Source organism: Acinetobacter sp. Ac_5812, assembly GCF_013072695.1.
Classification (GTDB): Bacteria; Pseudomonadota; Gammaproteobacteria; order Pseudomonadales; family Moraxellaceae; genus Acinetobacter.
On sequence record NZ_LXUK01000012.1, the window covers coordinates 499,919 to 523,348 of the forward strand.

A 23,430-nucleotide genomic window follows, 5' to 3' on the forward strand; every position below is an offset into this window, starting at 1 on the left:
AGCAAAATGTAGGAAATGCAGACTTCTAACAGAAGTACTGCGAATATTGAGGACGGACAACGATGAACTCTAAATTACCAGTAGAAATTGATATTCAAGATATCTGGCAAAAAGATAAAGACCATGTAATTCACCCATGGACCGATTTTTCGACATTTAAAGACGAAGGTTCTTTAATTATGTCTAAAGGTGAAAATGTCTATGTTTATGATGCACATGGCAATAAATATCTAGATGGTATCGGTGGCTTATGGTGTGTCAATGTCGGCTATGGACGTAAAGAAATTGCAGATGCGGTTGCTGAGCAAATTATGCAATTGCCTTATTACTCTCCATTTGGACATCAAACCACTGCACCAGCAGCAAAGTTGGCGGCCAAACTGGCAGAGTTAGCACCGGGTAACTTAAACCATGTGTTCTATGGTTGTGGTGGTTCGGTTGCCAATGATACCGCTGTGCGTTTGATTCATCATTATTTTTATCAAATTGGCAAGCCATCTAAGAAAAAGCTGATTGCACGTAAAGATGCGTATCACGGCAGTACTTATATCAGTATGACGTTGACTGGGATTGAAGCGGATCATGTGGGATTCGAAATCCACAATCAACTGGTTCATCATGTGTCATGCCCGAACCCGTATCGTAAGCCTGAATCTCAATCGATGGAAGATTTCTGTAATGAAAAAGTGCAGGAACTGGAAGATACGATTTTGGAGTTAGGCCCAGATAACGTTGCAGCATTCTTTGCTGAGCCGATTATGGGTGCAGGCGGTGTGATTGTTCCACCTGAAGGTTACCATGCCAAGACCTTAGCCGTGTGTAAGAAGTACAACGTGTTGTATGTGTCTGATGAAGTGGTGACTGCATTTGGTCGTTTGGGGCATATGTTTGCTTCAGAGGCGGTATTTGGCATCGTTCCAGACATCATTACCTGTGCCAAAGGTCTTTCTTCAGGTTACTTACCTTTAGGCGCGACTATTATCTCTGATGAGATTTATGATGCGATCAGTAAGCCACATCATGAAGGTGGTTTGTTAACTCATGGCTTCACTTATTCAGGTCATCCTGTGAGCTGTGTTGCTGCACTGAAAAATATTGAAATCATTGAAAAAGAAAATATTTGCGAGCATGTGCAAGACATGGGCGCTTATTTCGAAGAACAGTTAAAAACCTTGGCTGATCTTGAAATTGTCGGTGAAGTGCGCGGCAAAAAGTTCATGATGTGTATTGAAAACTTACGTAATAAACAAACCAAAGAGCTATTTGATCGCTCAGTGGGTGTTGGAAAACGTATTGCCAATCATTGTCAAAAATTAGGACTGATCGTGCGTCCGGTTGGTCACATGAATGTGTTGTCTCCACCACTGATCTTGACCCGTGAGCAAGTTGATTTTGCCGTGAAGACTTTACGTCATGCAATTCAAAACACCATTCAAGAACTGAAAGCCGAAGGGCATTTATAAACTGAAAGATCATTGTTTATTTCCTATCGCTTCAACTTGCCCTTAGGGGTGAGTTGAAAGTCTCAACCTAAAAATAGGGTGAGGTGAAATAAAAGACATGGACCGAGATGACTAAGTCATAAAGGTTTAGACCGTTGTGGAGTCGTTCTGAAGTAATTGCTGTCAGAGCACTTTAAATGGATGGATGAGCTGAAGGCGAGCAAGCAGATGAAGAATTATATCAATGGACAGTGGCTGGCAACCACAGGTACAGCGCAGATTGCGCTGATCAACCCGAATAATGAAGAGCAGATCCTTCATTATACTGCTGCTTCTACACACGATGTTGATGCGGCGGTCAATGCTGCCAATCAGGCGCTCGATGCGTGGAGTACGACCACGCCTCAACAACGAGCAGCATGGCTAAACAAAATCGCTGACCAGCTAGAAACTGAGAAAACTCGCCTGATTGAACTTTCGCATCGAAATAATGGAAAGTCATCTGAGCAGGCGCGGGTGGATGTTGAAAATAGTATCAAATGCTATCGTTATTATGCAGATTTAGTACAAAACATGGCGTTTAGTCAAACCACACAATGTGAAGATGGGACTGAACTGACCCATCAACAGAACCCTGTGGGTGTGGTTGCACTGATTACGCCGTGGAATTTTCCGTTAATTACCAGTGCATGGAAAATTGCGCCAGCGCTGGCAGCGGGTTGTAGCATTGTTTTTAAACCGTCTGAACTGGTGCCGTTACCTGAATATGCCTTTACTGAAATTTTAGATCAAATTCAGTTTCCTCAAGGAGTGTTTAACCTGATCCTTGGGGATGCTGTTGCAGCGCAACATTTAGTGCTGCATGCGGATGTACAAAAAGTCTCATTTACGGGCAGTACTGAAGTGGGAATTCATGTAATGCAGGCTGCTGCACCCTCTGTCAAACGTGTCACTTTGGAACTCGGTGGAAAATCACCGATTTTAATTCTGCAAGATGCCGATTTAGATGAAGCAGTCGATAAAGCTTTAGGTGGAATGTTCTATAACAGCGGTCAAATGTGTTCTGCAACATCACGCTTGTTGGTGCATCAATCTATTGCTAAGGCTTTCTATCAAAAATTGAAATTAGCTGTGGAGTCGATGCAGCTTGGCACGGACCTTATAGGACCCTTGGCGATGGGGCCGATGACCACAGAAAAGCAATTCAAGAAAGTGCATGAATATTTAAATATTGCGCAACAAGAGAAACTTCAATCCTTGATTGATCTAAATCAAATTGCTTTACCGCATAAAGGCTTCTTTATCAGGCCGTATGTTTTTATTAATGTGCCTACCGACAGCCGACTGTGGAAAGAAGAAATTTTTGGTCCAGTGATGTGCTGTCGTAGTTTTGCAACCGAAGATGAAGCAGTGCGTCTCGCCAATGATTCTGAGTTTGGCTTGGCTGCAACCATCATCACAGGCTCTGTGGAGCACGGTAAAAAAATTGCTAAACGCTTGCGTTCTGGTCATATCTGGATCAATTCACATCAAATGATTCAGCCTGGCTCATTGTGGGGTGGTTTTAAAAAGAGTGGCATTGGGCGTGAACTCGGTGAGTCTGGCATTCAAAGTTATTTAGAGGAAAACGTCATTACGATTTAACCCATTTTATACAGGTTATTGGATCGAGAAAGGGACTTCTCTTTTCAATACAACGCCGATTCGGTGAAAAAACAATGCACTAAATAAGAGTTTGCATTGATGTAGGAGAAATATGCATGGAAAGCGAGAATAATCGGAAAGGACTTTCACTTTGGCAAGTCGTTGTCATTGGCGTAGCCTATATGGCACCCGCAACGGTATTTGATACCTTTGGTATTATTTCCAGAGTGACAGAAGGACGTGTCCCACTGGCCTATGTTTTGGCGTTAATCGCCATGCTGTTAACGGCTTTCAGTTATGCTCGTTTTAGTAAATTATCGCCAAAATCAGGTTCTGCCTATACTTATACCACGGAGACCTGTGGCAAGACCGCTGGCTTTTTTGTGGGCTGGTGTTCTCTGATTGATTATCTGCTGATTCCGTTGGTCAATGTGCTATTGGCATCGTTTTACCTGAATGCATTAATGCCAGATATTTCCTATACCGGATGGGTACTTATCATGGTGGGGCTGTTAACCCTGATTAACAGTTTCCGCATCAATATTCTCGCCAATTTTAGCTTTGTATTTATTGCTGCCACGATTGCAATGATGTTGGTGTTTATCTTTTTGGTGGTCACAGGCATTGGTAATTCTCACGGCTATGGCAGTGTGATGACGCTCACACCACTGTTTAATGGTAATCCTGAATATCTGACTTTACTCACAGGCGTCTCACTGGTTTGTTTCTCATATTTAGGCTTTGATGCTGTTTCTACCTTGGCCCATGAAAGCAAGAATCCAACCAAGACCATTCCGCGCGCAATCATACTTACCACGGTATTGGGCGGGATTATCTTTATTACCGTCTCTTGGTTTGTGCAATTGTCTTTCCCATCCCTGGAACAGTTTAAAAATCCAGATGAAGCTTTACCTGAAATTGCATTGTATGTCGGTGGAGTGTTCTTCCAATCTGCCTTGTTGACGGTACAAATCATGAATGCATTTGCGTCAGGTTTGGCCTCGCATGCCAGCGCATCGCGGTTGCTGTATATCATGGGGCGCGATGGGGTATTTAACCAAAAAGTTTTTGGTTCGGTGAATGCCAGATTAGGCACACCTTTATATTCGATCTTTTTTGTCGGCATGATTTCTTTGTTGGCGATTGTCGTCGATTTAGCAACAGTGGTGAGTTTGGTGAGTTTTGGTGCCTTGATTGCCTTTACCATGGTGAACTTTTCGGTCTTTATGAAATTTTTCGTGATCCGCAAAGAACGAACTGGATTTAAAAATATTTTCTTTAATTTATTGCTGCCATTGGCCTCAGTGCTGTGTTTGTTAGGGTTGTGGTTACACCTCGAAAAATCAGCATTGCAGTTTGGTGGAATATGGCTCGTCACAGGTATCTTGCTACTACTCTATAAAAAAATGAGAAAGCAGCCGATCTCCTTTGGTGCAACCACCTAATCAAATCGAAGATTTGCTGAGTTAAAAAATTATTGCTAAGGATTTAAACGTTGTGGAAAAACAGGATATGCAACAGAAAATGAACACACCGAACCAAGATGGTTTTCAAATGCCGGGTGAATGGTCACCTCAAGAAGCTGTATGGATGATTTGGCCTTACCGTACTGATAACTGGCGCGCCAATGCTCAACCTGCTCAACAGGCTTTCGCTCAAGTTGCTGCGGCAATTACTCAAACCACACCTGTATTTATGGCAGTTCCATCCGCTGAAATGGATAAAGCACGTCAAGTGATGCCAGCACAAGTAACGTTGGTTGAAATGGAAAGTGATGATGCGTGGACGCGTGATACGGGGCCAAGTATTGTCAAGAATGCTGCAGGAGAGCGAAAAGGGATTAATTGGGTGTTTAATGCGTGGGGCGGAGAGAACGGTGGTCTGTATTTTCCATGGGACCAAGATCAATTAATTGCCCAAAAGATTTCAGCACGACATGATCTTGAAACCTATTCGACTTCTCTCATTTTGGAAGGTGGTGCTATTCATGTCGATGGCGAAGGCACGTTGTTGACGACTTCAGAGTGTTTGCTTAATCCAAACCGAAACCCAGATCTGACCCAGACTGAAATTGAAAATATTCTCACAGAATGTCTTGGTGTAAGCCATTTTATCTGGTTACCTGAGGGGGTGTTCAATGATGAAACCGATGGGCATGTCGATAATATGTGCTGCTTTGTTCGTCCTGGGGAAGTGGCATTGCATTGGACGGATGATCCTAATGATCCCCAATATCCACGATCTGCCGCGGCATTAACGGTGCTTGAAAATAGCAAAGACGCACAAGGGCGAAATTTAAAAGTATGGAAGTTACCTTCACCGGGGCCTTTATATGCCAGTGAAAATGAAACGATTGATGTTGAAAAGGGCAATGCGATTGAACGTTTTGAAGGTAATCGTTTAGCGGGATCATATGTGAACTATCTGATCAGTAATCGACAGATCATCTTTCCTTTATTAGATGAAAGAACGGATGAGGAAGCTAAAGAATTGTTCCAGCAAATGTATCCTGATTATTTAATTACTGGTGTTCCTGCACGAGAGATTTTATTAGGCGGTGGTAATATTCACTGTATTACCCAGCAGATCCCAGCATAAATGCATTCTAGACAGCTATCTGTTTGTAGCTGTCTAGAACACTCTAAGTTTCTATTCAATTGGGCTTAACTGGCGAGTTTTAAGGTAATCACACCCGTGACAATGACACCAACATAAAAAAACTTTTCAATGCTTTTCCGTTCACCCCAAAAGAAAATACCCATTAAAATGGTGCCGATCACACCGATACCGGTATAAACAGCATAGGAAATCGAGACATCAATAGTTTCCATTGCGAGATGTAATAAAAAAAGCGAAGAAGAAAGAGACAGAAGATAGAGTGGGATCGCCGTTCTGTATTTTTTATGAATCAGATCGCGAATACTTTTTACTACAAAAATCTCTAACAGCCCTGCAGCAATCAACAGCAACCAACCCATGAACTAGTCTCCAATTTGCTTTAATTTAACAACGCCAATGATGATCATCACAATTGCCAGCACTGAAATAAAATTCACTGGGTTTTCTATAACATAGGTGTCAAAAACAAAGGTGCCTAAGGTGCCGAGCACCACAAAAAAAACATAAGCATAAGAGGGCTTCATTCTTTTTGCTGCTAACAGTAAAAACAGGAAACTTCCGACAATAAAGAAAATCGTAAATGACCATTCAAATAAGTTTCGAGAATACTTCAGACCAATGGCCCAAAGTATTTCGAATGAACTCGCAATGAATAAATATAACCAAGCCATAAAAACTCACCGTAAGTAGATTAATGAACAAATAAGCAATCTAGATAGATGCTATTTGGGAATTTGTTGGGTAATGCAATGAATATTTCCGCCACCTAATAAGATTTCTCTCGCAGGCACGCCAGTAATTTGATAATCGGGATACATCTTGTGGAACAAAATATAGGCTTGATCATCGGTTCTTTCATCTAATAAAGGAAAGATAATCTGTTGATTACTGATCAGATAATTCACATAGGAGCCCGCTAAACGATTGCCCTCAAAGCGCTCAATGGCATTGCCTTTTTCAACATCAACCGTTTCATTTTCACTGGCATATAAAGGCCCTGGCGCGGGTAATTTCCAAACTTTCAGTTTTCTGCCTTTTGCATCGGTAACGGACTCAAGGATGTCTAATGCTTGCCTTGAACTTTCATATTGTGGATCATTAGGATCATCTGTCCAATGTAAGGCGACTTCGCCTGGACGGACGAAACAACACATGTTGTCGATATGCCCATCGGTTTCATCGTTATACACACCGAATGGCAACCAAATGAATTTCTCAATACCGAGTAAAGTGGAGAGTTCATGCTCAATCTGAGCCTGCGTCATTTCTGGATTCCGATTGGGATGGAGCAAACACTCGGCTGTTGTCAGTAATGTCCCTTCGCCATCCACATGAATCGCACCACCTTCTAACACCATGCCTGATTGATGTAATGGGATGGAATGAAATTGAGCAACTTGGTTGGCGACCTCAAGATCTTTATCCCAATTGGAATATAAGCCGCCATTTTCTCCCCCCCATGCATTAAAAACCCAATCGACAGCGACATTGTTTCCTGTATGATCTTGAACAATGGTTGGGCCTGTATCACGCATCCATGCATCATCACTCTCCATTTCAACTAAGGTGACATGTGCGGGAATCGTCGCTTTTGCTTTATCCATTTCAGCATGGGGAACAGCCATAAACACAGGTGTGCTTTGAGATATAGCTTCAGCAACTTTGGCAAAAGCTTGCTGTGCAGGTAATGCACCTAGTCTCCAGTTATCAGTACGATAAGGCCAAATCATCCAAACACATTGTTGTGGAGTCCATTCAGCGGGCATTTTATACATATGATTTTTCATTTGCTTAAACTTCATATCAGGTTTCATTGATCCGATATTAGTTCAGATATTTTGAATGTTAAATAAAGGAGCTATCAGTTTTTTTGAAATCTCAAGGTTTAAATGCTGGTTAAATTGCCAATTTAAAGAGAATTGAAAAATAAAATAAATAAAGATATGAATGAGTTGATGTGAGTTCGGTTAAGCATAAAAACAGAGTTTGTTTTCTAAGTAATGGAAAATAACTTATAAATAAATGGCCTAAACTGTATAAAAAATAAAGAAAATAGAACTATTTCCCTCTCACCCATATGGAGGGGGAGAACGCATTTACTGACAGAGCAGAAACAATGACGGCGGATTGTATACATTCATAATGTGTACAAAAAAACGATTTATCGGTTATCCAATCTGATTGTGGACTGAATAGCAGTTTGGATTGGATATTCTAGCATTATGATCAATATGTATATGTGGTCTATTTATGTTTATTGAATGGATTTTGAATTTTATATTTAACTCTAAAAATAAATTTATAATTTTGTCCTAATCTGTTTTTATTTTGCGTTTAATTTGTTAGATCGGCATTTAGAGGGTTTTATTATATAAAGAAAAGACTGTTTTGTTAATTTATTAGGTTTTTTATGTCCACTTCCTTGGGGTGATTTTTAATATGATCTTCCTTTTGCTCTAGAGAATTGATAGTGAAGAAATGGGTATGTAAGAACTGTGGTTTATATAAGAAAGTTATTCCAAGTAGTATTAAGTCAGGACGAAAAGTTTTTTTTATACATGACGCTGATAATATCGGTAAGCCAAATAAAATAATAAGTAAAGGGACAGTTGTTAGCCGTAATCAAGATGTTTTGATCATACTGAGTGAAGGCGTTTTGTTCATGATTAAAGACAGCGATGTCTATCCAGAAGATGCACCTGTATATTTTGTTTATAACATGTTTGGCACTTGCGAATGTTAAGCAGGTTATTTGCTTTATTTTAGTTAAAATTATGCTGCTTATATTGATAGGAATTGGCACAAAAAGTCAAAATAAAGATGCAACGTCAAGATAAATCATAGGTCATCTATATAATGATCAGGAAAGCGGTCCCGAAAATTATATAAATAAGCTGCTCATAGCGTGCTATTCAGGTTTTGATTTAAATCTGAGAGAAGTTGGCTTTTATATCACCTAGTTTTCGGGTGAGACGATGAGAAGGATGATGTGAATGCCAAAATTTGTTGTAATGAAACAAAGCTTTAATGCGCCAGTAGATCTTATTTTTCATCTTTTTTCTAAACACCAAACCTTTAATACGGTTTTATGGCCCTTGCAATCAGTTGTGATTAAAACCGCTACGGATGATCATAATACAGATGGTGTGGGTTCAATACGAAAGATGGGCTTCGGTGTATTTAAACCGATTCAAGAACAAATCATGAAAAGTTTGCCCAATCAGATGATTGAATATCAAATGCTAAAAAATTGCTTATTCAGTTATCATTTGGGTCGGTTGGAGTTTGAAGAATTAGATGGGCGTACACATTTGACCTATACCATCTGGTTAGAGAGCAAAGTCCCATTGCTTACAGAAATAACCTTGATGAAGTTGAAGACATCGGCAAACCATGGGCTAAAGAAAATTGCAGCTAAAATTAACCAGTTTCAAATTAAAGCCTTATAGTGAAGTGAGCATCTAATAAAAATAGAATACAACATAAGTTTGATCAGGGTAGGCTACAGTCACGGTAGGATAAGAAAATCAACAGATGTGGAGTGCTATTGTGTTCAAGGAGAAAGCAATGGATGTAATGGGTAAGACGATCATTATTACGGGGGCTTCAAGTGGAATCGGAGAAGAGGCTGCAATGCAACTGGCGCAAGCGGGAGCAACGGTTTGCTTGATTGCACGTCGTTTAGATGAGTTGCAACGCATTCAAAGCAATATTCAGGCACAAGGTGGACAAGTCTCCATTTACCCAGCAGATCTGACGGATGTAGAACAAGCGCAAAGCTGTATTGCTCAGATTTTAGCTGAACATCAGAACATTGATGTTTTAGTCAATAACGCAGCGCGTTCGATTCGACGCCCGATTCTTGAATCACTTGATCGTCTGCATGACTATACCCGTACCATGCAGATTAATTATTTTGCCGCAGTGAATATGACACTACACCTATTACCTCATTTCTTGGCTAACGGTTCTGGGCATATTGTCAATATTTCGACCATGTCTACACAAGTGCCGATTCCCTTATTCTCGGCTTATTTGGCCAGTAAATCTGCATTAGAATCTTTCTCGCGTTCCTTGTCGATGGAACTGAAAGGCAAAGGCATTGATGTCAGTATTGTATATTTTCCAATGGTCAGAACACCGATGTCATCTAAGACAGCAATTTACAAACATATGAAAATGTTGGATACACCTGCCGCTGCAGGCTGGATTGTGAAAGCGATTCAAGAAAAATCCTATCGTGTTAGCAGTAAATCAGGTCTGGTTGCCAATGCGTTATTAAATACAGCACCGACATGGATGATGAATCTGTCACGTCCTTTATTCGATGCAATGGACAAACGTTTAAAAAATAAATTAAAGACAGATCAAGCTTGATGATTGAAGTCTGAAAATCTGAAAAAAGCAGCTTTAGCTGCTTTTTTGTTATCCCTTAATAGATAAATTTAGAAATTTTATCTGCACTCTGAATCACTGTATCCGCAATTTCATTTCTAAAATAATGTTCATCATAACTGCCTAAAGGGCAACTGACAGAGAGTACCGCCGCCATTTGATGGGTAGATTGTTTAAAAATCGGTGCAGCACAGGCCGCCATATCGTGATTGTAATGCCCCCAACTGACCATGGAACGTTGAGTTTTGACAAAACTGAGGCGTTGTAACAGCTCCTTGAGGTTTTTAGGGGTGAGTTCTGAGAATGTATCCCATTGATTAAAGTTTTTATAACGGTCACGAATTTCCGTTTCGCTGAGATCGGCCAACATCATTTGTCCAATCACGGTGGCATGTGCGGGCCAGCGTGTGCCTAGGCCAATATTACTGGTAAAGGTGCCATTCGATTGAATGTTATTGATAAAGACAATATGCGTGCCTTCCAAAATGGATAAATGCACCGCCAGTTGGGTTTGATCACGCAGTTCTTTCATCAACGGCGTGGCTAAGTCTAATAAAGATTGTTTAGATAAACTATTAAAGCCGAGTTCCATCACCTTTGAATCGAGTGCATAGGTCTTTTGTGACGCCTTGCGTAGAAAGCCGCATGATTCCAGTGTGTAGATCAGTCGAAAGGCACTGGAACGGTTGACATCGAGAACTTCGGCAATTTCAGTAATGGTCATTTCTTGGGTTTGTTGATTAAAGGCTTGCAAAATTGCCAAGCCACGCACTAAGCCAGGGACTAAATAGCGATCATCATTTTTTGTCAGTTCAGATTCTTGAGAGTCTGTTTCAACGCTTGAATTCATCAGTTTAATTTTCCTACAAAAAACGCAAATCATAAAAATTTAATTTTCTTAGAATTCTATTCTAACTGCAAAGCATAACGAAAAGATAGTTTTATATATGAAACAAAATTTCCTAAGTAAAACGTAAAAGAATGTGTAATAAATATCAAATTAATGATTTTTAAAGATTTATATTGTTTGACATAAAAAACAGCATCGGAGTATTCTTTATTAAAGTTTGTTATATCAAATATTGTTTTATATATAAAACAAATGAGGATGCAAGGATGAGTTGGATCTCAGTTTGTCAGCAAGACGACGTGACCGAAGACGAGCCGAAAGCCATTGAAGTCGACGGTAAGAAAATTGGCGTATTTTTCATCGATGATCATTACTTTGCCATCGAGAATGTTTGCCCACATGCCTTTGCCTTGTTAACAGAAGGCTTTATCGAAGATCAAACAGTGGAATGTCCATTGCATGAGGCGATCTTTGATATCCAGACAGGTGAGTTGAAGAGTGGACCAGGATGCCGTGATTTGTGCACCTATCCCGTACGTGTTGAAGGGCAGGACGTTCAAATTCAACTATAAGTCTTATTTATAAGGATGGAATCTCATGGAAACATTTAATAGGAAGCTAGCGAACTGGATTCATGCCACGCCAGCGACTGAAGCAGGGATTAACAATATTCAGATACCAGGTCAGGCAGAGCTTCTGGTTTGGCAGACACGGTATAAAGCGCCAACGGCCTATGAGCAAGATTTTGTTCAGTACTTAATTAAAGCCTTTGCAGCAGGTGTAACAGAACTTGGTGATTTAGTGCAGTCTTTAAATCAACAAGGATTCCGTTGTGAATCTGGTGAGCTTTGGACTTCTGAAACCTTCTCAGAAGAAATGCAACGTTTAGGTTATTAATTCAAGGAAGAATAGTGATGAACGCAGCAGTATCAGTAACACCGAGTGTAGAAGAATATTTGGATTTGGGTTTACGTGACCAATGGCATCCAGTGCTGGCAAGCTGGGAAGTGGCAGCGAATCCTGTCGGGATTACCCGTTTAGGCGAAAATATCGTGGTTTGGCGTGATGCGGAAGGTCAGGTTCATGCCTTGGAAGATCGCTGTCCGCATCGTGGCGCACGTCTTTCTTTAGGTTGGAATCTGGGCAATCGTGTGGCTTGCTGGTATCACGGTGTTGAAGTTCGCCATGACGGCGTGGTGGAAGATGTGCCTGCGGTACATGACTGTCCAATGAAAGGCACGTCATGTGTCAAAAGCTATCCTGTGATTGAGCAACATGGTGCAATTTTCATGTGGTTCGGTATCGATGCCAATGAAGCACCTAAGCCGCTAGATTTTCCTGAACAACTGGCAAATGAAGAATGGAGTTCATTCTTATGTCAGGCGGACTGGAAAGTGAATCATCAGTATGCGATTGATAATGTGATGGACCCAATGCATGGTAGCTATTTGCATTGTACTTCGCATTCGATGGCAGAGGGCGACCGCACGGCAGAAATGAAACATCGTTCGACTGAGCATGGTTTTATTTTTGAAAAAGAAGGCCAAGTCGGTGTGAATTTTGACTGGGTTGAATATGCCAATACCGGTGCAAGCTGGTTACGTCTCTCAATCCCGTATCGTAAAGATTTTGGTCCAGGCGGTGAATTCTGGATTGTCGGTTATGCCACACCAATTGATGAAAAAAATACCCGTGTATTCTTCTGGCGCTGCCGTAAAGTCAGTGGCTGGCAACGCAATGTGTGGCGTTTCCTGTATCGTAACCATTTAGAAAAATTGCACTGGGATGTGTTGGAGCAAGATCGCATTATTTTAGAAAATCTTGCACCGAATGCCCGTCAACATGAATTTCTTTATCAGCATGATGTTGGTCTTTCTCGTTTACGCCGTTTAATGAAAAAAGAAGCGGAAAAACAGTTAAAGAAAATTGCAGCATTGAATACCTCAAATCGTATTGAAATGCAGGAACAAGTTCATGGTTAATGTCGCATTGTTGCAGGACAAAAAAGTCCTTGTCACAGGTGCGGCAAGAGGCTTGGGTCGAGACTTTGCACAGGCGATTGCGGAAGCAGGTGCGCATGTGGTGATGGCTGATATCTTGACTGATCTGGTGCAACAAGAAGCTGTTGCTTTGCAAGCACAAGGCTTAAAGGTTGATGCGGTAAGCATTGATCTGGCCAATGCCGACTCCATTCAGCAGGCCGTACAGCAAGCAGCTGAACGCATGGGCGGCATGGATGGTTTGGTGAATTGTGCGGCACTGGCAACCAATGTTGGCGGTAAAAGCATGATGGATTATGACGCTGACCTTTGGGATCGGGTCATGAGCATCAATGTCAAAGGCACGTGGTTGGTGACCAAGGCATGTGTGCCTTATCTAAAGCTGTCTCAGGCTGGCAAGATCATTAATGTCGCTTCGGATACCGCTTTATGGGGCGCACCGAATCTGATGGCTTATGTGGCGAGTAAAGGGGCATTGACTGCGATGACGCGTTCCATGGCCAGAGAGCTTGGGCCATTCAATATCTGTATTAACACGCTATCACCGGGTTTAACTCTGGTTGAAGCAACAGCGTATGTGCCGCAGGAACGTCATGATTTATACGTGAATGGGCGTGCGATTCAACGTCAGCAATTACCGCAGGATTTGAACGGAACAGCCCTTTATTTACTGTCAGAGTTGTCCTCATTCGTGACTGGACAAAATATCCCAGTAAATGGCGGTTTTGTCTTTAATTAAGGAGTCATTTCATGATTACAGGGATTGAGATTTTAAAGTTTGGCGTTGAAGATAGAGCTGCTTCGAATAAATTTTTAGCAGATTTTGGTCTCAAGCAAAGCCAGTCAGATATTGAAGGGACGGATCTTTATCAAACCCAAAATGGTAGCAAGATCTATTTATTTGATTGCGATGATCAGCGTCTACCCAAAGCGATTGAATCAGGTTCAACTTTACGAGAAGTGACTTGGGGTTTAGATGATACAGCACAGGATTTGGCAAATTTAGCATTAACACTAAATGATGTTGATGGCTATCAAGCCAGTGTTGATTTAGTGCAATGCATTGATCCGAATGGGATGACCATTCGTTTTCAAAAGAGCTTTACCCAAGAGTTACCTGCATTACAGACAGAAGGCATTAACCAATACGGCAATGTACAACGTATCAATGCAGCAAGCCCTGTGTATGACAAAGGACAACCTGTTGCGATTGGGCATGTGGTGTTTTTCACCCCAGATTTAGCAAAGACTGAAAATTTCTATCGTGAGAAACTTGGTTTCTTCTTATCAGATGCTTATCGCAATCGTGGCGCATTCTTACGCTGTCGCGGCAAAGGTTTCCACCACGACCTGTTCTTGCTTTCGGTGCCAAATAAACCTGCTGGACTCAATCATGTGGCATTCGTTGTGCGTGATATTCACGAGGTGATTGGTGGTGGATTGCACATGAACCGTTCTGATTGGTCAACCTTTATTGGTCCTGGACGTCATCCGATTTCTTCGGCTTATTTCTGGTATGTCAATTCACCTCTCGGTGGTGCGTTTGAGTATTACACCAATGATGATTATCTGACCGAAGAATGGCAGCCACGTATCGAAGAACATCGTCTGGAACTCTTTACAGAGTGGGCGATTGAAGGCGGTCTGGATGATCATACCCGTCGTCAGGTTAAACCTGCATAAGTACAGATCAGGCAGGGAGAACAAGCTATGGAAAGAATCGTAATTGTGGGTGCTGGGCAAGCCGCGGGTTGGGCGGTGAGTACCTTACGCCAAAATGGATATTCGGGTGAAATTCATGTGGTCTCCAATGAGGATCGGGTATTTTACGAACGTCCACCTTTATCCAAACAAGTATTGTCCAAAGAGGCTAGCTATGAAAGTTTGCATCTGTTTTCTTCAGAGCAGGTGCAGGACTTTAACATTCAATGGCATAAACCTGCGCTAGCAACCCAAGTGGATCGCCAGCGCAAGCAGGTGGTTCTGGAAAGTGGTCAGGTTTTAGCCTATGACAAATTGTTGATCGCAACGGGTAGTCGTGCCCGTGTTCCAGTCAATACATGGCAGTTTATTCCCAATGTGGTGACTTTACGTAATGTTCAGGATTGTGAACGTTTATCTGAGATCTTGCAGCATTCGCAAAAGTTAGCGGTGATTGGTGGTGGCTGGATCGGTCTTGAAATTGCAGCGACAGCGCGTAAACAAGGCAAAGAAGTTCATATTTTTGAATATGGCGATCGTCTTTGTGCACGTAGTGTTAGCCCTGATGTATCTGCTTTTCTAAAAAGCATGCATGAGCAACAAGGGACACAGATTCATTTAGACAGTAAAAATCTGCATTTGATTGAAGCAGGTCAGCAAAAAGTTGAAGTGGTCAATCATCCGAATGCAAGTGAGCTGTTTGATTGTGTGGTTGTAGGCACTGGTGCAGATATTGCCAAAGAACTGGGCGTCAATGCGGGTTTGGACGTCAAAGATGGCATTGTGGTGAATGGTTTTGGTCAAACCTCAGATCAGGACATTTATGCTGCAGGTGATGTTGCGATTCATCCAGGGCTTGGTTATTGCATCCAGTCTTGGGCCAATGCGCAGAATCAGGCGATTGCTGCTGCAAAATCGATGTTGGGTATTGAAACCGAATATAGCGATATTCCGTGGTTATGGTCAGATCAATATCACTTCAATATTCAGATCTTAGGCACTTATCAAGCTGAAAAAACTGCCCAGATCGTGGTTCGGAAAAGCGCAGATGATCAATGCAGTTATTTGTATCTGGATAATCAAAACCATTTACTCAATATGATCGCCATCAATGATTCCAAACTGGTCAAACTGGCAAAGCGCTGGATGCAGTCCAATACCGTGTTAGACCCAAACTTATTAGCAGACCCAGAATTTAATGTGATGAAATTAAAACCATAAACATTAAATCCGGTTCATGACTCAATCGAAGGAATGAAGTATGAGTAATGAAGAGAAAAGTGGATTAAAGCATTGGGTTCCTGCTTTTGTCCTGATGGTATGTGTCGTACTGGCATTCTTCGACAAAATTAGTATCGCAGTGTTATTTGCTGACCCGCACTTTCAAGGTGCGATGGGGATTGCAGAAGACAAGGCAAAACTCGGATGGTTGATGACCAGCTTCTTGCTGGCTTATGGCTTCTCTTCGGTGTTTTTAAGCTTTCTGGGCGATATTTTCAATCCGAAGAAAATGCTGTTTTGGAGCGTCGCATCATGGGGTTTGCTCATGTTTTGTATGGGTTTTACCACCAACTATACAGGCATGCTGATTTTACGAGTATTACTTGGTCTGGCTGAAGGACCCTTGTTTGCATTGGCCTATGCCATCGTCAAACAAACCTACACCGACCGCCAACAAGCACGTGCTTCGACCATGTTCCTGTTAGGCACACCGATTGGCGCATTTTTGGGTTTTCCAATTACCGCCGCGGTCTTAGCAAAGCATGATTGGCATACCACCTTCTTTGTAATGGCGGGTTTAACGGTGATCGCATTGCTTGCGATTGCATTCGGCTTGCGTAATTTACAACTCAAGAAAACCATTGAACTGGAATCGACCAGCAAACGTGTCAATTTCAAAGGCCATATTCATAACACTAAAGTACTCTTACAGAACCGTGCGTTTTGGTTGGTGTGTATTTTCAATATTGCACTTATGACCTATCTCTGGGGCTTAAACAGCTGGGTGCCTTCTTATCTGATTCAGGATAAGGGCTTTAATCTGAAAGAGTTTGGGGTTTATTCAAGCTTCCCATTCATTGCCATGCTGATTGGCGAAGTGATTGGTGCATTCCTTTCGGACAAATTAGGCCGCCGCGCTGTTCAGGTCTTCAGTGGCCTGTTGGTGGCAGGCATCTTTATGTATGTCATGGTGATTATGACTGACCCAATTCTGGTGATTGCTGCAATGTCTTTAAGCGCCATGGCTTGGGGCTTTGGGGTCGCCGCAGTATTCGCTTTACTTGCCCGTGTCACAACTGCCGATGTCGGTGCAACTGCGGGTGGAATTTTCAATGGAATGGGTAATTTTGCCAGCGCAATTGCGCCTGTTCTGATCGGCTACATCGTGATGCAAACCCACAGTTTTAATTTAGGAATTACCTTCTTGGCAGCCGTCGCTGTGATTGGATCGTTCTTCTTGCTTCCTTTATTAAAACGTTATTAATCAAACGATTTATCGAAAACCTAGGAGTTAAAACATGACTACTCAACAATTCGAATCATGGACACAACCTGAAGGTACAAATTTACAAGATTGGTTGAATACCCGAATCGCACGTTTTGAAACACGTAAATATGATTTTGATGCTTTGAAGTTCCAAGCGGACTACGACCCGAAATATCGCCGTGCACAAATGCGTTATATGGGGACTGGTGCAACAGGTGTGGTCAATGATGGCAATACAGTTCCAGCTGAAAACTTTACCTTCTCAACTATGGTATTACCTGCGCAGTGCGAAGGGCCTTTGCATATTCATCACGATGTTGAAGAAGTATTTTTCATGTTACGTGGCGAGATTGATCTGTTCATTGAACATAACGGTGAAAAGTTCGAGACCAGACTGAAAGAGCGTGATCTGATTTCAATTCCACCAGGTATTTACCGTGGCTTATTTAATCCAGGGCAGGAAGATGCCTTGATGTGTGTGATGTTAGGTGCTGGTAAACCGACTATTCCGAACTATCCACCTGAGCATCCGTTGTCGCAAATCAAACGTTAATTCGACAGATTAGAGCAAATACAAGGAAGGACATGATGACGCTGATTGAATCTTTAGCCAAATATCCAGTGAAAACCATTGCAGTGCATGGGCAGGTGCAAGCCTATCGTGAAGCAGGCCAAGGTCAGCCGTTGATTTTATTGCATGGGATTAGTTCGGGTTCAGCTTCTTGGATCAATCAGCTAGAAATACTCAGTCAGCACTTTCATGTCATTGCTTGGGATGCACCAGGCTATGGCTTATCTGACAACCTAGATACAGAACAACCGAATGCAACTGATTATGCAGAACGTATCTTGGGCCTGATGGATGTGTTGAACATTTCAAAAGCCATACTGATTGGTCATTCATTGGGTGCCTTACAAGCCAGTGCGTTTGCTCATCTTTATCCTGAACGGGTACAGACCTTAATCATTGCCAATGCAGCACAAGGCTACCAGCGTTCCGATGAAGAGACCAAAGCACAGGTCTATCAAAAGCGCCCGAATCTGTTGAAAAGCTTGGGCAATGCAGGCATGGCTGCCAGCCGTGGACCGCATTTGATTTATAAACAAGACGCTCAGGCACTGGCTTTGGTCAGTGCGGTGATGGGGCAACTGACATTAGAGGGTTTTACTCGAGCTTCTTATTTGTTGGCCTATGACGAAATTCGAAATTATTTAACAGAAATTACGGTTCCTTGTGTGGTGATTGCAGGTGACAAGGATGGCATTACGCCTGTGCAAGCAATCGAGGAATTAGCGGTAGAAATGCGATTGAGCCGATATCATCTCATTACAGATGCCGGTCATCTAAGTTATGTCGATCAAGCTGAACAGTTTAACGACATTGTTTTATCGGCACATTAAGACTTAAACGAGAGATATGGATATGAGCTTCCAAGTTGAAGGAAAAGTAGCAGTTGTCACAGGTGGCTCGTCAGGCATTGGTTTGGCTGCAGTCGAAATTTTAGTTGCAGAAGGTGCCAAGGTAGCGTGGTGTGGTCGAGATGAGCAGCGTCTGGCGGCATCAAAACTATCTATTTTAGAAAAATATCCGCATGCCAATATCTTCACCAGTATTTGCAATGTTTTAGATAAAGAAGATGTCAAACGCTTTGCACAACAGGTGAAGCAGAATCTGGGCAATGTTGACATGCTGATCAATAACGCAGGTCAGGGGCGTGTGTCTAATTTTGAAAATACCCAAGACGAAGACTGGATGAAAGAAATTGAACTGAAGTATTTCAGTGTATTACATCCAGTACGTGCCTTTTTAAATGATTTAAAACATTCAGCCTGTGGCTCGATTACCAATGTCAACTCGTTGCTGGCCCTGCAACCTGAACCGCACATGATTGCAACGTCATCTGCACGTGCGGCATTGCTGAATCTAACCCATTCACTGGCACATGAATTTACTCAGTACGGTGTTCGGGTCAATTCGATCCTGTTGGGCATGGTGGAATCAGCACAGTGGAAACGCCGTTTTGAAACCCGTTCAGACCCAAATGCAACATGGGAACAGTGGACAGGCAATATTGCCAAAAACCGTGGCATTCCCATGCAACGTTTAGGCAAGCCAGAAGAGCCAGCACGCGCCTTGGTGTTTTTAGCATCGCCTTTGGCATCGTATACCACAGGTTCGACACTGGACGTTTCTGGTGGATTTAACAAACATTTATAAGGTGTGCACATGAAACAGTTGATGATGATTGGTTTTGGCGCGATGGCGGCAGAAGTGTACGCCCACATGCCCCAAGACCTGCAACTTAAATGGATTGTGGTGCCTGCTCGCAGTGTCGAAAAAGTACAGGCGCAGGTTGCTGCTGATGTACAGGTGATTTCTTCAATCGATGAATGTCAGGGTACACCTGACTACGTGATTGAAGTGGCAGGTCAGGCTGCGGTGAAAGAACATGCACAAAAAGTCTTGGAAAAAGGCTGGACCATTGGCCTGATCTCAGTGGGCACTTTGGCCGATAACGAATTTTTAATTCAACTGAAAACCACTGCTGAACAACATGATGCACATCTGCACCTTTTAGCGGGTGCCATTGCCGGGATTGATGGCATCTCCGCAGCCAAAGAAGGTGGCTTAGAAAAGGTCACCTATAAGGGCTGTAAGAGTCCGAAAAGCTGGCGTGGTAGTTATGCCGAGCAATTGGTTGATTTAGAACACGTTAATGAAGCAACGGTTTTTTTCCGTGGTACAGCCAGAGAAGCAGCCTTGAAGTTTCCAGCCAATGCCAATGTGGCAGCCACAATTGCACTGGCAGGACTGGGTATGGATGACACCATGGTGGAACTGACGGTTGATCCAAATATCAACAAAAACAAGCACACCATTGTGGCAGAAGGTGTATTCGGTGAAATGACCATTGAACTGGTGGGTGTGCCGTTGGCAAGTAATCCAAAGACTTCAACCTTGGCTGCATTGAGTGTGATTCGCGCTTGCCGCAATAGTGTTGAAGCAATTCAGATTTAAAGGATTTGATCATGATCAAGGAAATTTATATCGCTGGTGAATGGCGATTAGGTAAAGGCGGGATGATTCAAAGTGTATTTCCAGCAGATCAATCGGTGAATGCGGAAATTTCAACGGCGAGTCTGGAAGATGTTAATGAAGCGATTGAAAAGGCTGATGCCGCTTGGCGTAAGGCCGAGTGGCGTAACAGCATGCCGCATGAACGGGCCCGTATTTTATATAAAGTGGCTGATATCATTGAAGCGCGTGTGGATGAACTTTCAAAGCTGCAAACCCGTGATAATGGTAAGCCCTTGGCTGAAACCCGTGCCTTGACCCTAAGTGCTGCGGCAACAGCGCGTTATGTAGCAGCAGCCTGCGAAACCTTGAATGACGAGTTGACCACGCAACGTGCCGCAGACTTTATGACTATGAGTGTGCATGAACCTGTAGGTGTAGTCGCTGCAATTACACCGTGGAACTCACCAATTGCCAGTGAAGTGCAAAAATTAGCACCTGCGCTTGCAGGTGGTAATGCCGTGATTCTAAAACCTGCGGAAGTGACTTCTTTGATTGCATTGGAACTCGCCAAAATTTTTGAAGAAGCAGGTTTACCGAAAGGTTTGCTCAGTGTATTGGTTGGACGCGGTTCGGTGATTGGTGATGCAATCGTAAAGCATCCTTTGGTGCGTAAGATTTCATTTACGGGGGGAACCACCACGGGTCGTCATTTGGCACATTTAGCAGCCGATAAACTGATCACAACATCTTTGGAGCTTGGTGGAAAGTCTCCAACGATTGTATTGCCAGATGCAGATATTGAACTAGCAGCCAAAGGTGTGGCTTACGGTATTTTCAGTTCAGCAGGACAAGCCTGTATTGCCGGTTCACGTTTGTTTGTACACAGCAGCATCTATGATCAATTTCTCAGTCGTCTGGTTGAAATCACCAAAGGCTTACGCGTTGGGCATCCTGAAACCGCAGGTGTACATCTCGGCTCTTTGATTAATCCGAAACATTTGGCTTCTGTCGATGACTATGTACAGCTCGCGAAACAAGAAGGTGGGCAAGTCCTAGTTGGTGGTCATGCCTTAACCGAAGGTGAGTTGGCCAAAGGTAGTTATTACTTGCCAACCATCATCACAGGTTTAAGTAATTCAGCACAAACCTGTCAGGAAGAGATTTTTGGCCCTGTGCTGGTGGTGATGAAATATGACGATGAACAAGATTTGCTTGCACAAGCCAATGACAGTTGTTTTGGTCTTGCCGCAGGCATCTGGACTGAAAACTATCGCAAGGCATGGCAAATTGCGCGTGCATTAGAAGTCGGTACGGTCTGGATCAATACCTATAAGAAATTCTCGATTTCTGCGCCATTTGGCGGCTTTAAAGAAAGTGGGATTGGGCGTGAAAAAGGTCGTTTAGGCATTTTGTCTTACATGCAACAAAAAAGCATCTATATGGGATTAAGCGAGCAGCCAAATCCTTGGGCGAATTAATACATTCATGGAATGAACAGTTTTTGAGGAATATAGCAATGACAGAACGTGTAAATGTCGGCGAAGCCATCGCCCGTGTTTTAGAAGCACACCAAGTAGACAGTATCTATGGGGTGATTTCGATCCATAACTTACCGATTGCCGATGCAGTCGGTCGCCGTGAAAAAATCCGTTTTGTAGCGGCACGCGGTGAAGCCGGTGCGGTCACGATGGCAGATGGTCACTCGCGTTTTAAAGGACTCGGTGTAGCGCTCACCAGTACGGGTGCGGGTGCAGGCAATGCAGTCGGTTCACTGATTGAAGCGATGAATGCAGGCAGTCCTGTATTGCATTTAACAGGGCAAGTTGAGCGTGAATATTTGGATCGTGATGCCAGCTTTATTCATGAAACCAAAGATCAGCTGACCTTCTTACGTGCATCGAGCAAAGCTGCATTTCGTATTACCAGCCCTGACAATGCGGTGGGTGTGATTCGTGAAGCGATTCGTGTAGCAACGACAGTACCAATGGGGCCAGTGAGTGTTGAGTTACCGATTGATGTGCAAGCAGCAGAAATCGATTTACCGTTGAACTTAGGGCCAGTAAAAGCCCTTGAATTGCCACAAGCTGAACAGATCGAAGTCGACTTAATCGTTGAGGAACTGAAAAAAGCCAAACGCCCCGTGTTCTGGATCGGTGGTGGGACGCTGAACAGTGTTGCGGAAGTTAAAGCCATCGCTGATCTCGGCATTCCTGTGGTGTCATCAACACATGCGCGTGGCGTATTGGCCGATGATCATCCACGTAGTCTAGGTGCATTCCATAACTCGGCTGGGGTTGAGCAGTTGCTTAAAGAGGCTGATCTATTGGTGGTGGTAGGGTCACGTTTACGCAGTAATGAAACCAAAACCTATTCCGTGCAGTTCCCTGACAATATTATTCAGATTGATGCCAATCCTGTGGCACAACAGCGTAATTACAAAGTTCGTAACTTCATCTGTGGCGATGCCAAAGATGTATTACAACGTGTATTGAAAGGCTTGCAAGGCGTATCCAAAGTTGATGCGGAATATGATGCAGCGGTGGTGAAAGCAAAACAGGCTGCGATTGATGCGCTACGTACTCAATTGGATCAATATGCCTTGATCTGTGATCATTTACGTGCCGCATTACCGCAAGACGGTATTTTTGTACGCGATATTACTATGTCAGGCAGTACCTGGGGCAGTCGTTTATTCCCAGTACAGGCACCGAATCAAAATATTCACTCTTTAGCAGGTGCGATTGGTTTGGGTCTAGCAACGGCAATTGGCGCGTCGATTGCTAATCCTGACAAGAAAGTGATTGGTTTGGTCGGTGATGGCGGTTTGATGCTAGGCATCGGCGAAATTGCAACCATGGCGCAAGAAAATACCAACATGGTGCTGATGATCATGAATGATGGTGGTTATGGTGTGATGCGTGGTATCCAGAAGAATTACTTCGGTGGTCGCCAGTATTTCAATGAATTGCATACCCCAGATTATAAAGTTCTAGGCGAAGCCATGGGTGTGAAGAGCTGGAAAGTGGGCAGCGCTGAGGAATTCAAGACCGTGATTCAGGAAGCCGTTGCATTCCAAGGGCCAAGTGTGATTGAGCTAGACATGCATTCAATTGGGCCATTGAACTTTGCCGGCCCACCACAGAAAAAATTGTATTAATCCCGCTGAGCATTGGCAGTCCGTACTGATGTGAAGACCGTTTTATGGGCAATTTTTTTTGCCCATAAAACAATAAAAACTATGTTTTACAGGTAAAACAAAAACAAGACCAACA

The 23,430-nt window shown here is 43.0% G+C and carries 24 protein-coding genes; 20 read left to right on the top strand and 4 right to left on the bottom strand.

Annotation, left to right across the window (positions count from 1 at the left end):
- Positions 1–62 precede the first annotated feature (62 nt).
- From A7P55_RS11355 to aguA (A7P55_RS11370), 4 genes are all read left to right on the top strand, one after another.
- Positions 63–1,463 carry an aminotransferase gene (locus tag A7P55_RS11355; protein WP_004808078.1) on the top strand — a complete coding sequence of 467 codons (1,401 nt, stop codon included), beginning with the start codon at positions 63–65 and terminating at the stop codon, positions 1,461–1,463.
- A gap of 207 nt (positions 1,464–1,670) precedes the next feature.
- Complete coding sequence (locus tag A7P55_RS11360) at positions 1,671–3,086, top strand: aldehyde dehydrogenase family protein (RefSeq protein ID WP_171552163.1); 1,416 nt, start codon at positions 1,671–1,673, stop codon at positions 3,084–3,086.
- Positions 3,087–3,202: 116 nt separating this feature from the next.
- Complete coding sequence (locus A7P55_RS11365; protein ID WP_016541065.1) at positions 3,203–4,531, top strand: APC family permease; 1,329 nt, start codon at positions 3,203–3,205, stop codon at positions 4,529–4,531.
- 67 nt (positions 4,532–4,598) lie between these two features.
- Positions 4,599–5,684, top strand: coding sequence for an agmatine deiminase (gene aguA, locus A7P55_RS11370; RefSeq protein WP_171552262.1), 1,086 nt, complete (start codon positions 4,599–4,601; stop codon positions 5,682–5,684).
- 65 nt (positions 5,685–5,749) lie between these two features.
- Here aguA (A7P55_RS11370) and A7P55_RS11375 read toward each other — a convergent pair whose 3' ends face one another.
- Genes A7P55_RS11375 through aguA (A7P55_RS11385) form a run of 3 tightly spaced genes read right to left on the bottom strand, consistent with a single transcriptional unit; the run spans position 5,750 to position 7,507 of the window.
- Complete coding sequence (locus A7P55_RS11375) at positions 5,750–6,064, bottom strand: SMR family transporter (protein ID WP_016541067.1); 315 nt, start codon at positions 6,062–6,064, stop codon at positions 5,750–5,752.
- 3 nt (positions 6,065–6,067) lie between these two features.
- Entirely contained in the window at positions 6,068–6,376 is a 309-nt protein-coding gene (locus A7P55_RS11380; protein WP_016541068.1) for an SMR family transporter, read from the bottom strand.
- A 51-nt stretch (positions 6,377–6,427) separates the two neighbouring features.
- Positions 6,428–7,507, bottom strand: coding sequence for an agmatine deiminase (gene aguA / locus A7P55_RS11385; protein WP_252727854.1), 1,080 nt, complete (start codon positions 7,505–7,507; stop codon positions 6,428–6,430).
- A gap of 668 nt (positions 7,508–8,175) precedes the next feature.
- On the opposite strand from aguA (A7P55_RS11385), the gene A7P55_RS11390 reads away from it, so the two are divergent.
- The 3 genes from A7P55_RS11390 to A7P55_RS11400 all read left to right on the top strand — a co-directional run bounded on the left by A7P55_RS11390 (position 8,176) and on the right by A7P55_RS11400 (position 10,082).
- Positions 8,176–8,448 (top strand): hypothetical protein, encoded by a 273-nt coding sequence (locus A7P55_RS11390; RefSeq protein WP_016660359.1) that lies wholly within the window; start codon positions 8,176–8,178, stop codon positions 8,446–8,448.
- Between the two features lie 250 nt (positions 8,449–8,698).
- On the top strand, positions 8,699–9,154 hold the full coding sequence (locus A7P55_RS11395) for a hypothetical protein (RefSeq protein WP_016541070.1): 456 nt from the start codon (positions 8,699–8,701) through the stop codon (positions 9,152–9,154).
- A 118-nt stretch (positions 9,155–9,272) separates the two neighbouring features.
- On the top strand, positions 9,273–10,082 hold the full coding sequence (locus tag A7P55_RS11400) for an SDR family NAD(P)-dependent oxidoreductase (protein WP_171552263.1): 810 nt from the start codon (positions 9,273–9,275) through the stop codon (positions 10,080–10,082).
- A 55-nt stretch (positions 10,083–10,137) separates the two neighbouring features.
- Here A7P55_RS11400 and A7P55_RS11405 read toward each other — a convergent pair whose 3' ends face one another.
- Positions 10,138–10,950, bottom strand: a complete 813-nt coding sequence (locus A7P55_RS11405; RefSeq protein ID WP_171552165.1) for an IclR family transcriptional regulator — start codon at positions 10,948–10,950, stop codon at positions 10,138–10,140.
- A 266-nt stretch (positions 10,951–11,216) separates the two neighbouring features.
- Here A7P55_RS11405 and A7P55_RS11410 point away from each other — a divergent pair, with 266 nt between their 5' ends.
- The 13 genes from A7P55_RS11410 to A7P55_RS11470 are packed head-to-tail and all read left to right on the top strand — an operon-like array spanning position 11,217 to position 23,315.
- Positions 11,217–11,522 carry a non-heme iron oxygenase ferredoxin subunit gene (locus tag A7P55_RS11410; protein ID WP_004808056.1) on the top strand — a complete coding sequence of 102 codons (306 nt, stop codon included), beginning with the start codon at positions 11,217–11,219 and terminating at the stop codon, positions 11,520–11,522.
- Between the two features lie 25 nt (positions 11,523–11,547).
- Positions 11,548–11,847 carry a recombinase-like helix-turn-helix domain-containing protein gene (locus A7P55_RS11415; RefSeq protein ID WP_005316479.1) on the top strand — a complete coding sequence of 100 codons (300 nt, stop codon included), beginning with the start codon at positions 11,548–11,550 and terminating at the stop codon, positions 11,845–11,847.
- A gap of 17 nt (positions 11,848–11,864) precedes the next feature.
- Positions 11,865–12,932 (top strand): aromatic ring-hydroxylating dioxygenase subunit alpha, encoded by a 1,068-nt coding sequence (locus tag A7P55_RS11420; protein WP_171552166.1) that lies wholly within the window; start codon positions 11,865–11,867, stop codon positions 12,930–12,932.
- Positions 12,925–13,689: an SDR family oxidoreductase gene (locus A7P55_RS11425; protein ID WP_216078029.1), complete on the top strand. Its 765-nt coding sequence runs from the start codon at positions 12,925–12,927 to the stop codon at positions 13,687–13,689. Before A7P55_RS11420 ends, A7P55_RS11425 begins: the two co-directional genes overlap by 8 nt.
- 11 nt (positions 13,690–13,700) lie before the next feature.
- The gene (locus tag A7P55_RS11430; RefSeq protein WP_171552167.1) at positions 13,701–14,633 is read left to right on the top strand and encodes a VOC family protein; all 933 of its coding nucleotides are present in this window, start codon (positions 13,701–13,703) and stop codon (positions 14,631–14,633) included.
- Between the two features lie 27 nt (positions 14,634–14,660).
- Positions 14,661–15,872, top strand: coding sequence for an FAD-dependent oxidoreductase (locus A7P55_RS11435; protein ID WP_171552168.1), 1,212 nt, complete (start codon positions 14,661–14,663; stop codon positions 15,870–15,872).
- 40 nt (positions 15,873–15,912) lie between these two features.
- Entirely contained in the window at positions 15,913–17,136 is a 1,224-nt protein-coding gene (locus A7P55_RS11440; RefSeq protein ID WP_171552169.1) for an MFS transporter, read from the top strand.
- Between the two features lie 34 nt (positions 17,137–17,170).
- The gene (locus A7P55_RS11445) at positions 17,171–17,692 is read left to right on the top strand and encodes a cupin domain-containing protein (protein ID WP_004652930.1); all 522 of its coding nucleotides are present in this window, start codon (positions 17,171–17,173) and stop codon (positions 17,690–17,692) included.
- Between the two features lie 32 nt (positions 17,693–17,724).
- Positions 17,725–18,540: an alpha/beta hydrolase gene (locus tag A7P55_RS11450; protein WP_171552170.1), complete on the top strand. Its 816-nt coding sequence runs from the start codon at positions 17,725–17,727 to the stop codon at positions 18,538–18,540.
- A gap of 22 nt (positions 18,541–18,562) precedes the next feature.
- The gene (locus A7P55_RS11455) at positions 18,563–19,357 is read left to right on the top strand and encodes an SDR family oxidoreductase (RefSeq protein ID WP_171552171.1); all 795 of its coding nucleotides are present in this window, start codon (positions 18,563–18,565) and stop codon (positions 19,355–19,357) included.
- Between the two features lie 9 nt (positions 19,358–19,366).
- A complete protein-coding gene (locus tag A7P55_RS11460; protein ID WP_171552172.1) occupies positions 19,367–20,158 on the top strand; it encodes an aspartate dehydrogenase in 792 nt (263 codons plus the stop codon).
- 11 nt (positions 20,159–20,169) lie between these two features.
- Positions 20,170–21,636 (top strand): aldehyde dehydrogenase, encoded by a 1,467-nt coding sequence (locus A7P55_RS11465; RefSeq protein ID WP_171552173.1) that lies wholly within the window; start codon positions 20,170–20,172, stop codon positions 21,634–21,636.
- 38 nt (positions 21,637–21,674) lie between these two features.
- Positions 21,675–23,315 (top strand): thiamine pyrophosphate-binding protein, encoded by a 1,641-nt coding sequence (locus tag A7P55_RS11470; RefSeq protein ID WP_171552174.1) that lies wholly within the window; start codon positions 21,675–21,677, stop codon positions 23,313–23,315.
- Positions 23,316–23,430 lie beyond the last annotated feature (115 nt).

Excerpts from the sequence above, each read along its gene's own strand:
- A7P55_RS11460 (WP_171552172.1), top strand. The coding sequence starts at position 19,367 with ATGAAACAGTTGATGATGATTGGTTTTGGCGCGATGGCGGCAGAAGTG.
- A7P55_RS11365 (WP_016541065.1), top strand. The coding sequence starts at position 3,203 with ATGGAAAGCGAGAATAATCGGAAAGGACTTTCACTTTGGCAAGTCGTT.
- A7P55_RS11400 (WP_171552263.1), top strand. The coding sequence starts at position 9,273 with ATGGATGTAATGGGTAAGACGATCATTATTACGGGGGCTTCAAGTGGA.
- A7P55_RS11415 (WP_005316479.1), top strand. The coding sequence starts at position 11,548 with ATGGAAACATTTAATAGGAAGCTAGCGAACTGGATTCATGCCACGCCA.
- A7P55_RS11405 (WP_171552165.1), bottom strand. The coding sequence starts at position 10,950 with ATGAATTCAAGCGTTGAAACAGACTCTCAAGAATCTGAACTGACAAAA.
- aguA (WP_171552262.1), top strand. The coding sequence starts at position 4,599 with ATGCAACAGAAAATGAACACACCGAACCAAGATGGTTTTCAAATGCCG.
- A7P55_RS11435 (WP_171552168.1), top strand. The coding sequence starts at position 14,661 with ATGGAAAGAATCGTAATTGTGGGTGCTGGGCAAGCCGCGGGTTGGGCG.
- A7P55_RS11395 (WP_016541070.1), top strand. The coding sequence starts at position 8,699 with ATGCCAAAATTTGTTGTAATGAAACAAAGCTTTAATGCGCCAGTAGAT.
- A7P55_RS11465 (WP_171552173.1), top strand. The coding sequence starts at position 20,170 with ATGATCAAGGAAATTTATATCGCTGGTGAATGGCGATTAGGTAAAGGC.
- A7P55_RS11440 (WP_171552169.1), top strand. The coding sequence starts at position 15,913 with ATGAGTAATGAAGAGAAAAGTGGATTAAAGCATTGGGTTCCTGCTTTT.
- A7P55_RS11455 (WP_171552171.1), top strand. The coding sequence starts at position 18,563 with ATGAGCTTCCAAGTTGAAGGAAAAGTAGCAGTTGTCACAGGTGGCTCG.
- A7P55_RS11360 (WP_171552163.1), top strand. The coding sequence starts at position 1,671 with ATGAAGAATTATATCAATGGACAGTGGCTGGCAACCACAGGTACAGCG.
- A7P55_RS11420 (WP_171552166.1), top strand. The coding sequence starts at position 11,865 with ATGAACGCAGCAGTATCAGTAACACCGAGTGTAGAAGAATATTTGGAT.
- A7P55_RS11380 (WP_016541068.1), bottom strand. The coding sequence starts at position 6,376 with ATGGCTTGGTTATATTTATTCATTGCGAGTTCATTCGAAATACTTTGG.
- A7P55_RS11355 (WP_004808078.1), top strand. The coding sequence starts at position 63 with ATGAACTCTAAATTACCAGTAGAAATTGATATTCAAGATATCTGGCAA.
- A7P55_RS11445 (WP_004652930.1), top strand. The coding sequence starts at position 17,171 with ATGACTACTCAACAATTCGAATCATGGACACAACCTGAAGGTACAAAT.
- A7P55_RS11470 (WP_171552174.1), top strand. The coding sequence starts at position 21,675 with ATGACAGAACGTGTAAATGTCGGCGAAGCCATCGCCCGTGTTTTAGAA.
- A7P55_RS11410 (WP_004808056.1), top strand. The coding sequence starts at position 11,217 with ATGAGTTGGATCTCAGTTTGTCAGCAAGACGACGTGACCGAAGACGAG.
- A7P55_RS11425 (WP_216078029.1), top strand. The coding sequence starts at position 12,925 with ATGGTTAATGTCGCATTGTTGCAGGACAAAAAAGTCCTTGTCACAGGT.
- A7P55_RS11430 (WP_171552167.1), top strand. The coding sequence starts at position 13,701 with ATGATTACAGGGATTGAGATTTTAAAGTTTGGCGTTGAAGATAGAGCT.
- A7P55_RS11375 (WP_016541067.1), bottom strand. The coding sequence starts at position 6,064 with ATGGGTTGGTTGCTGTTGATTGCTGCAGGGCTGTTAGAGATTTTTGTA.
- aguA (WP_252727854.1), bottom strand. The coding sequence starts at position 7,507 with ATGAAGTTTAAGCAAATGAAAAATCATATGTATAAAATGCCCGCTGAA.
- A7P55_RS11450 (WP_171552170.1), top strand. The coding sequence starts at position 17,725 with ATGATGACGCTGATTGAATCTTTAGCCAAATATCCAGTGAAAACCATT.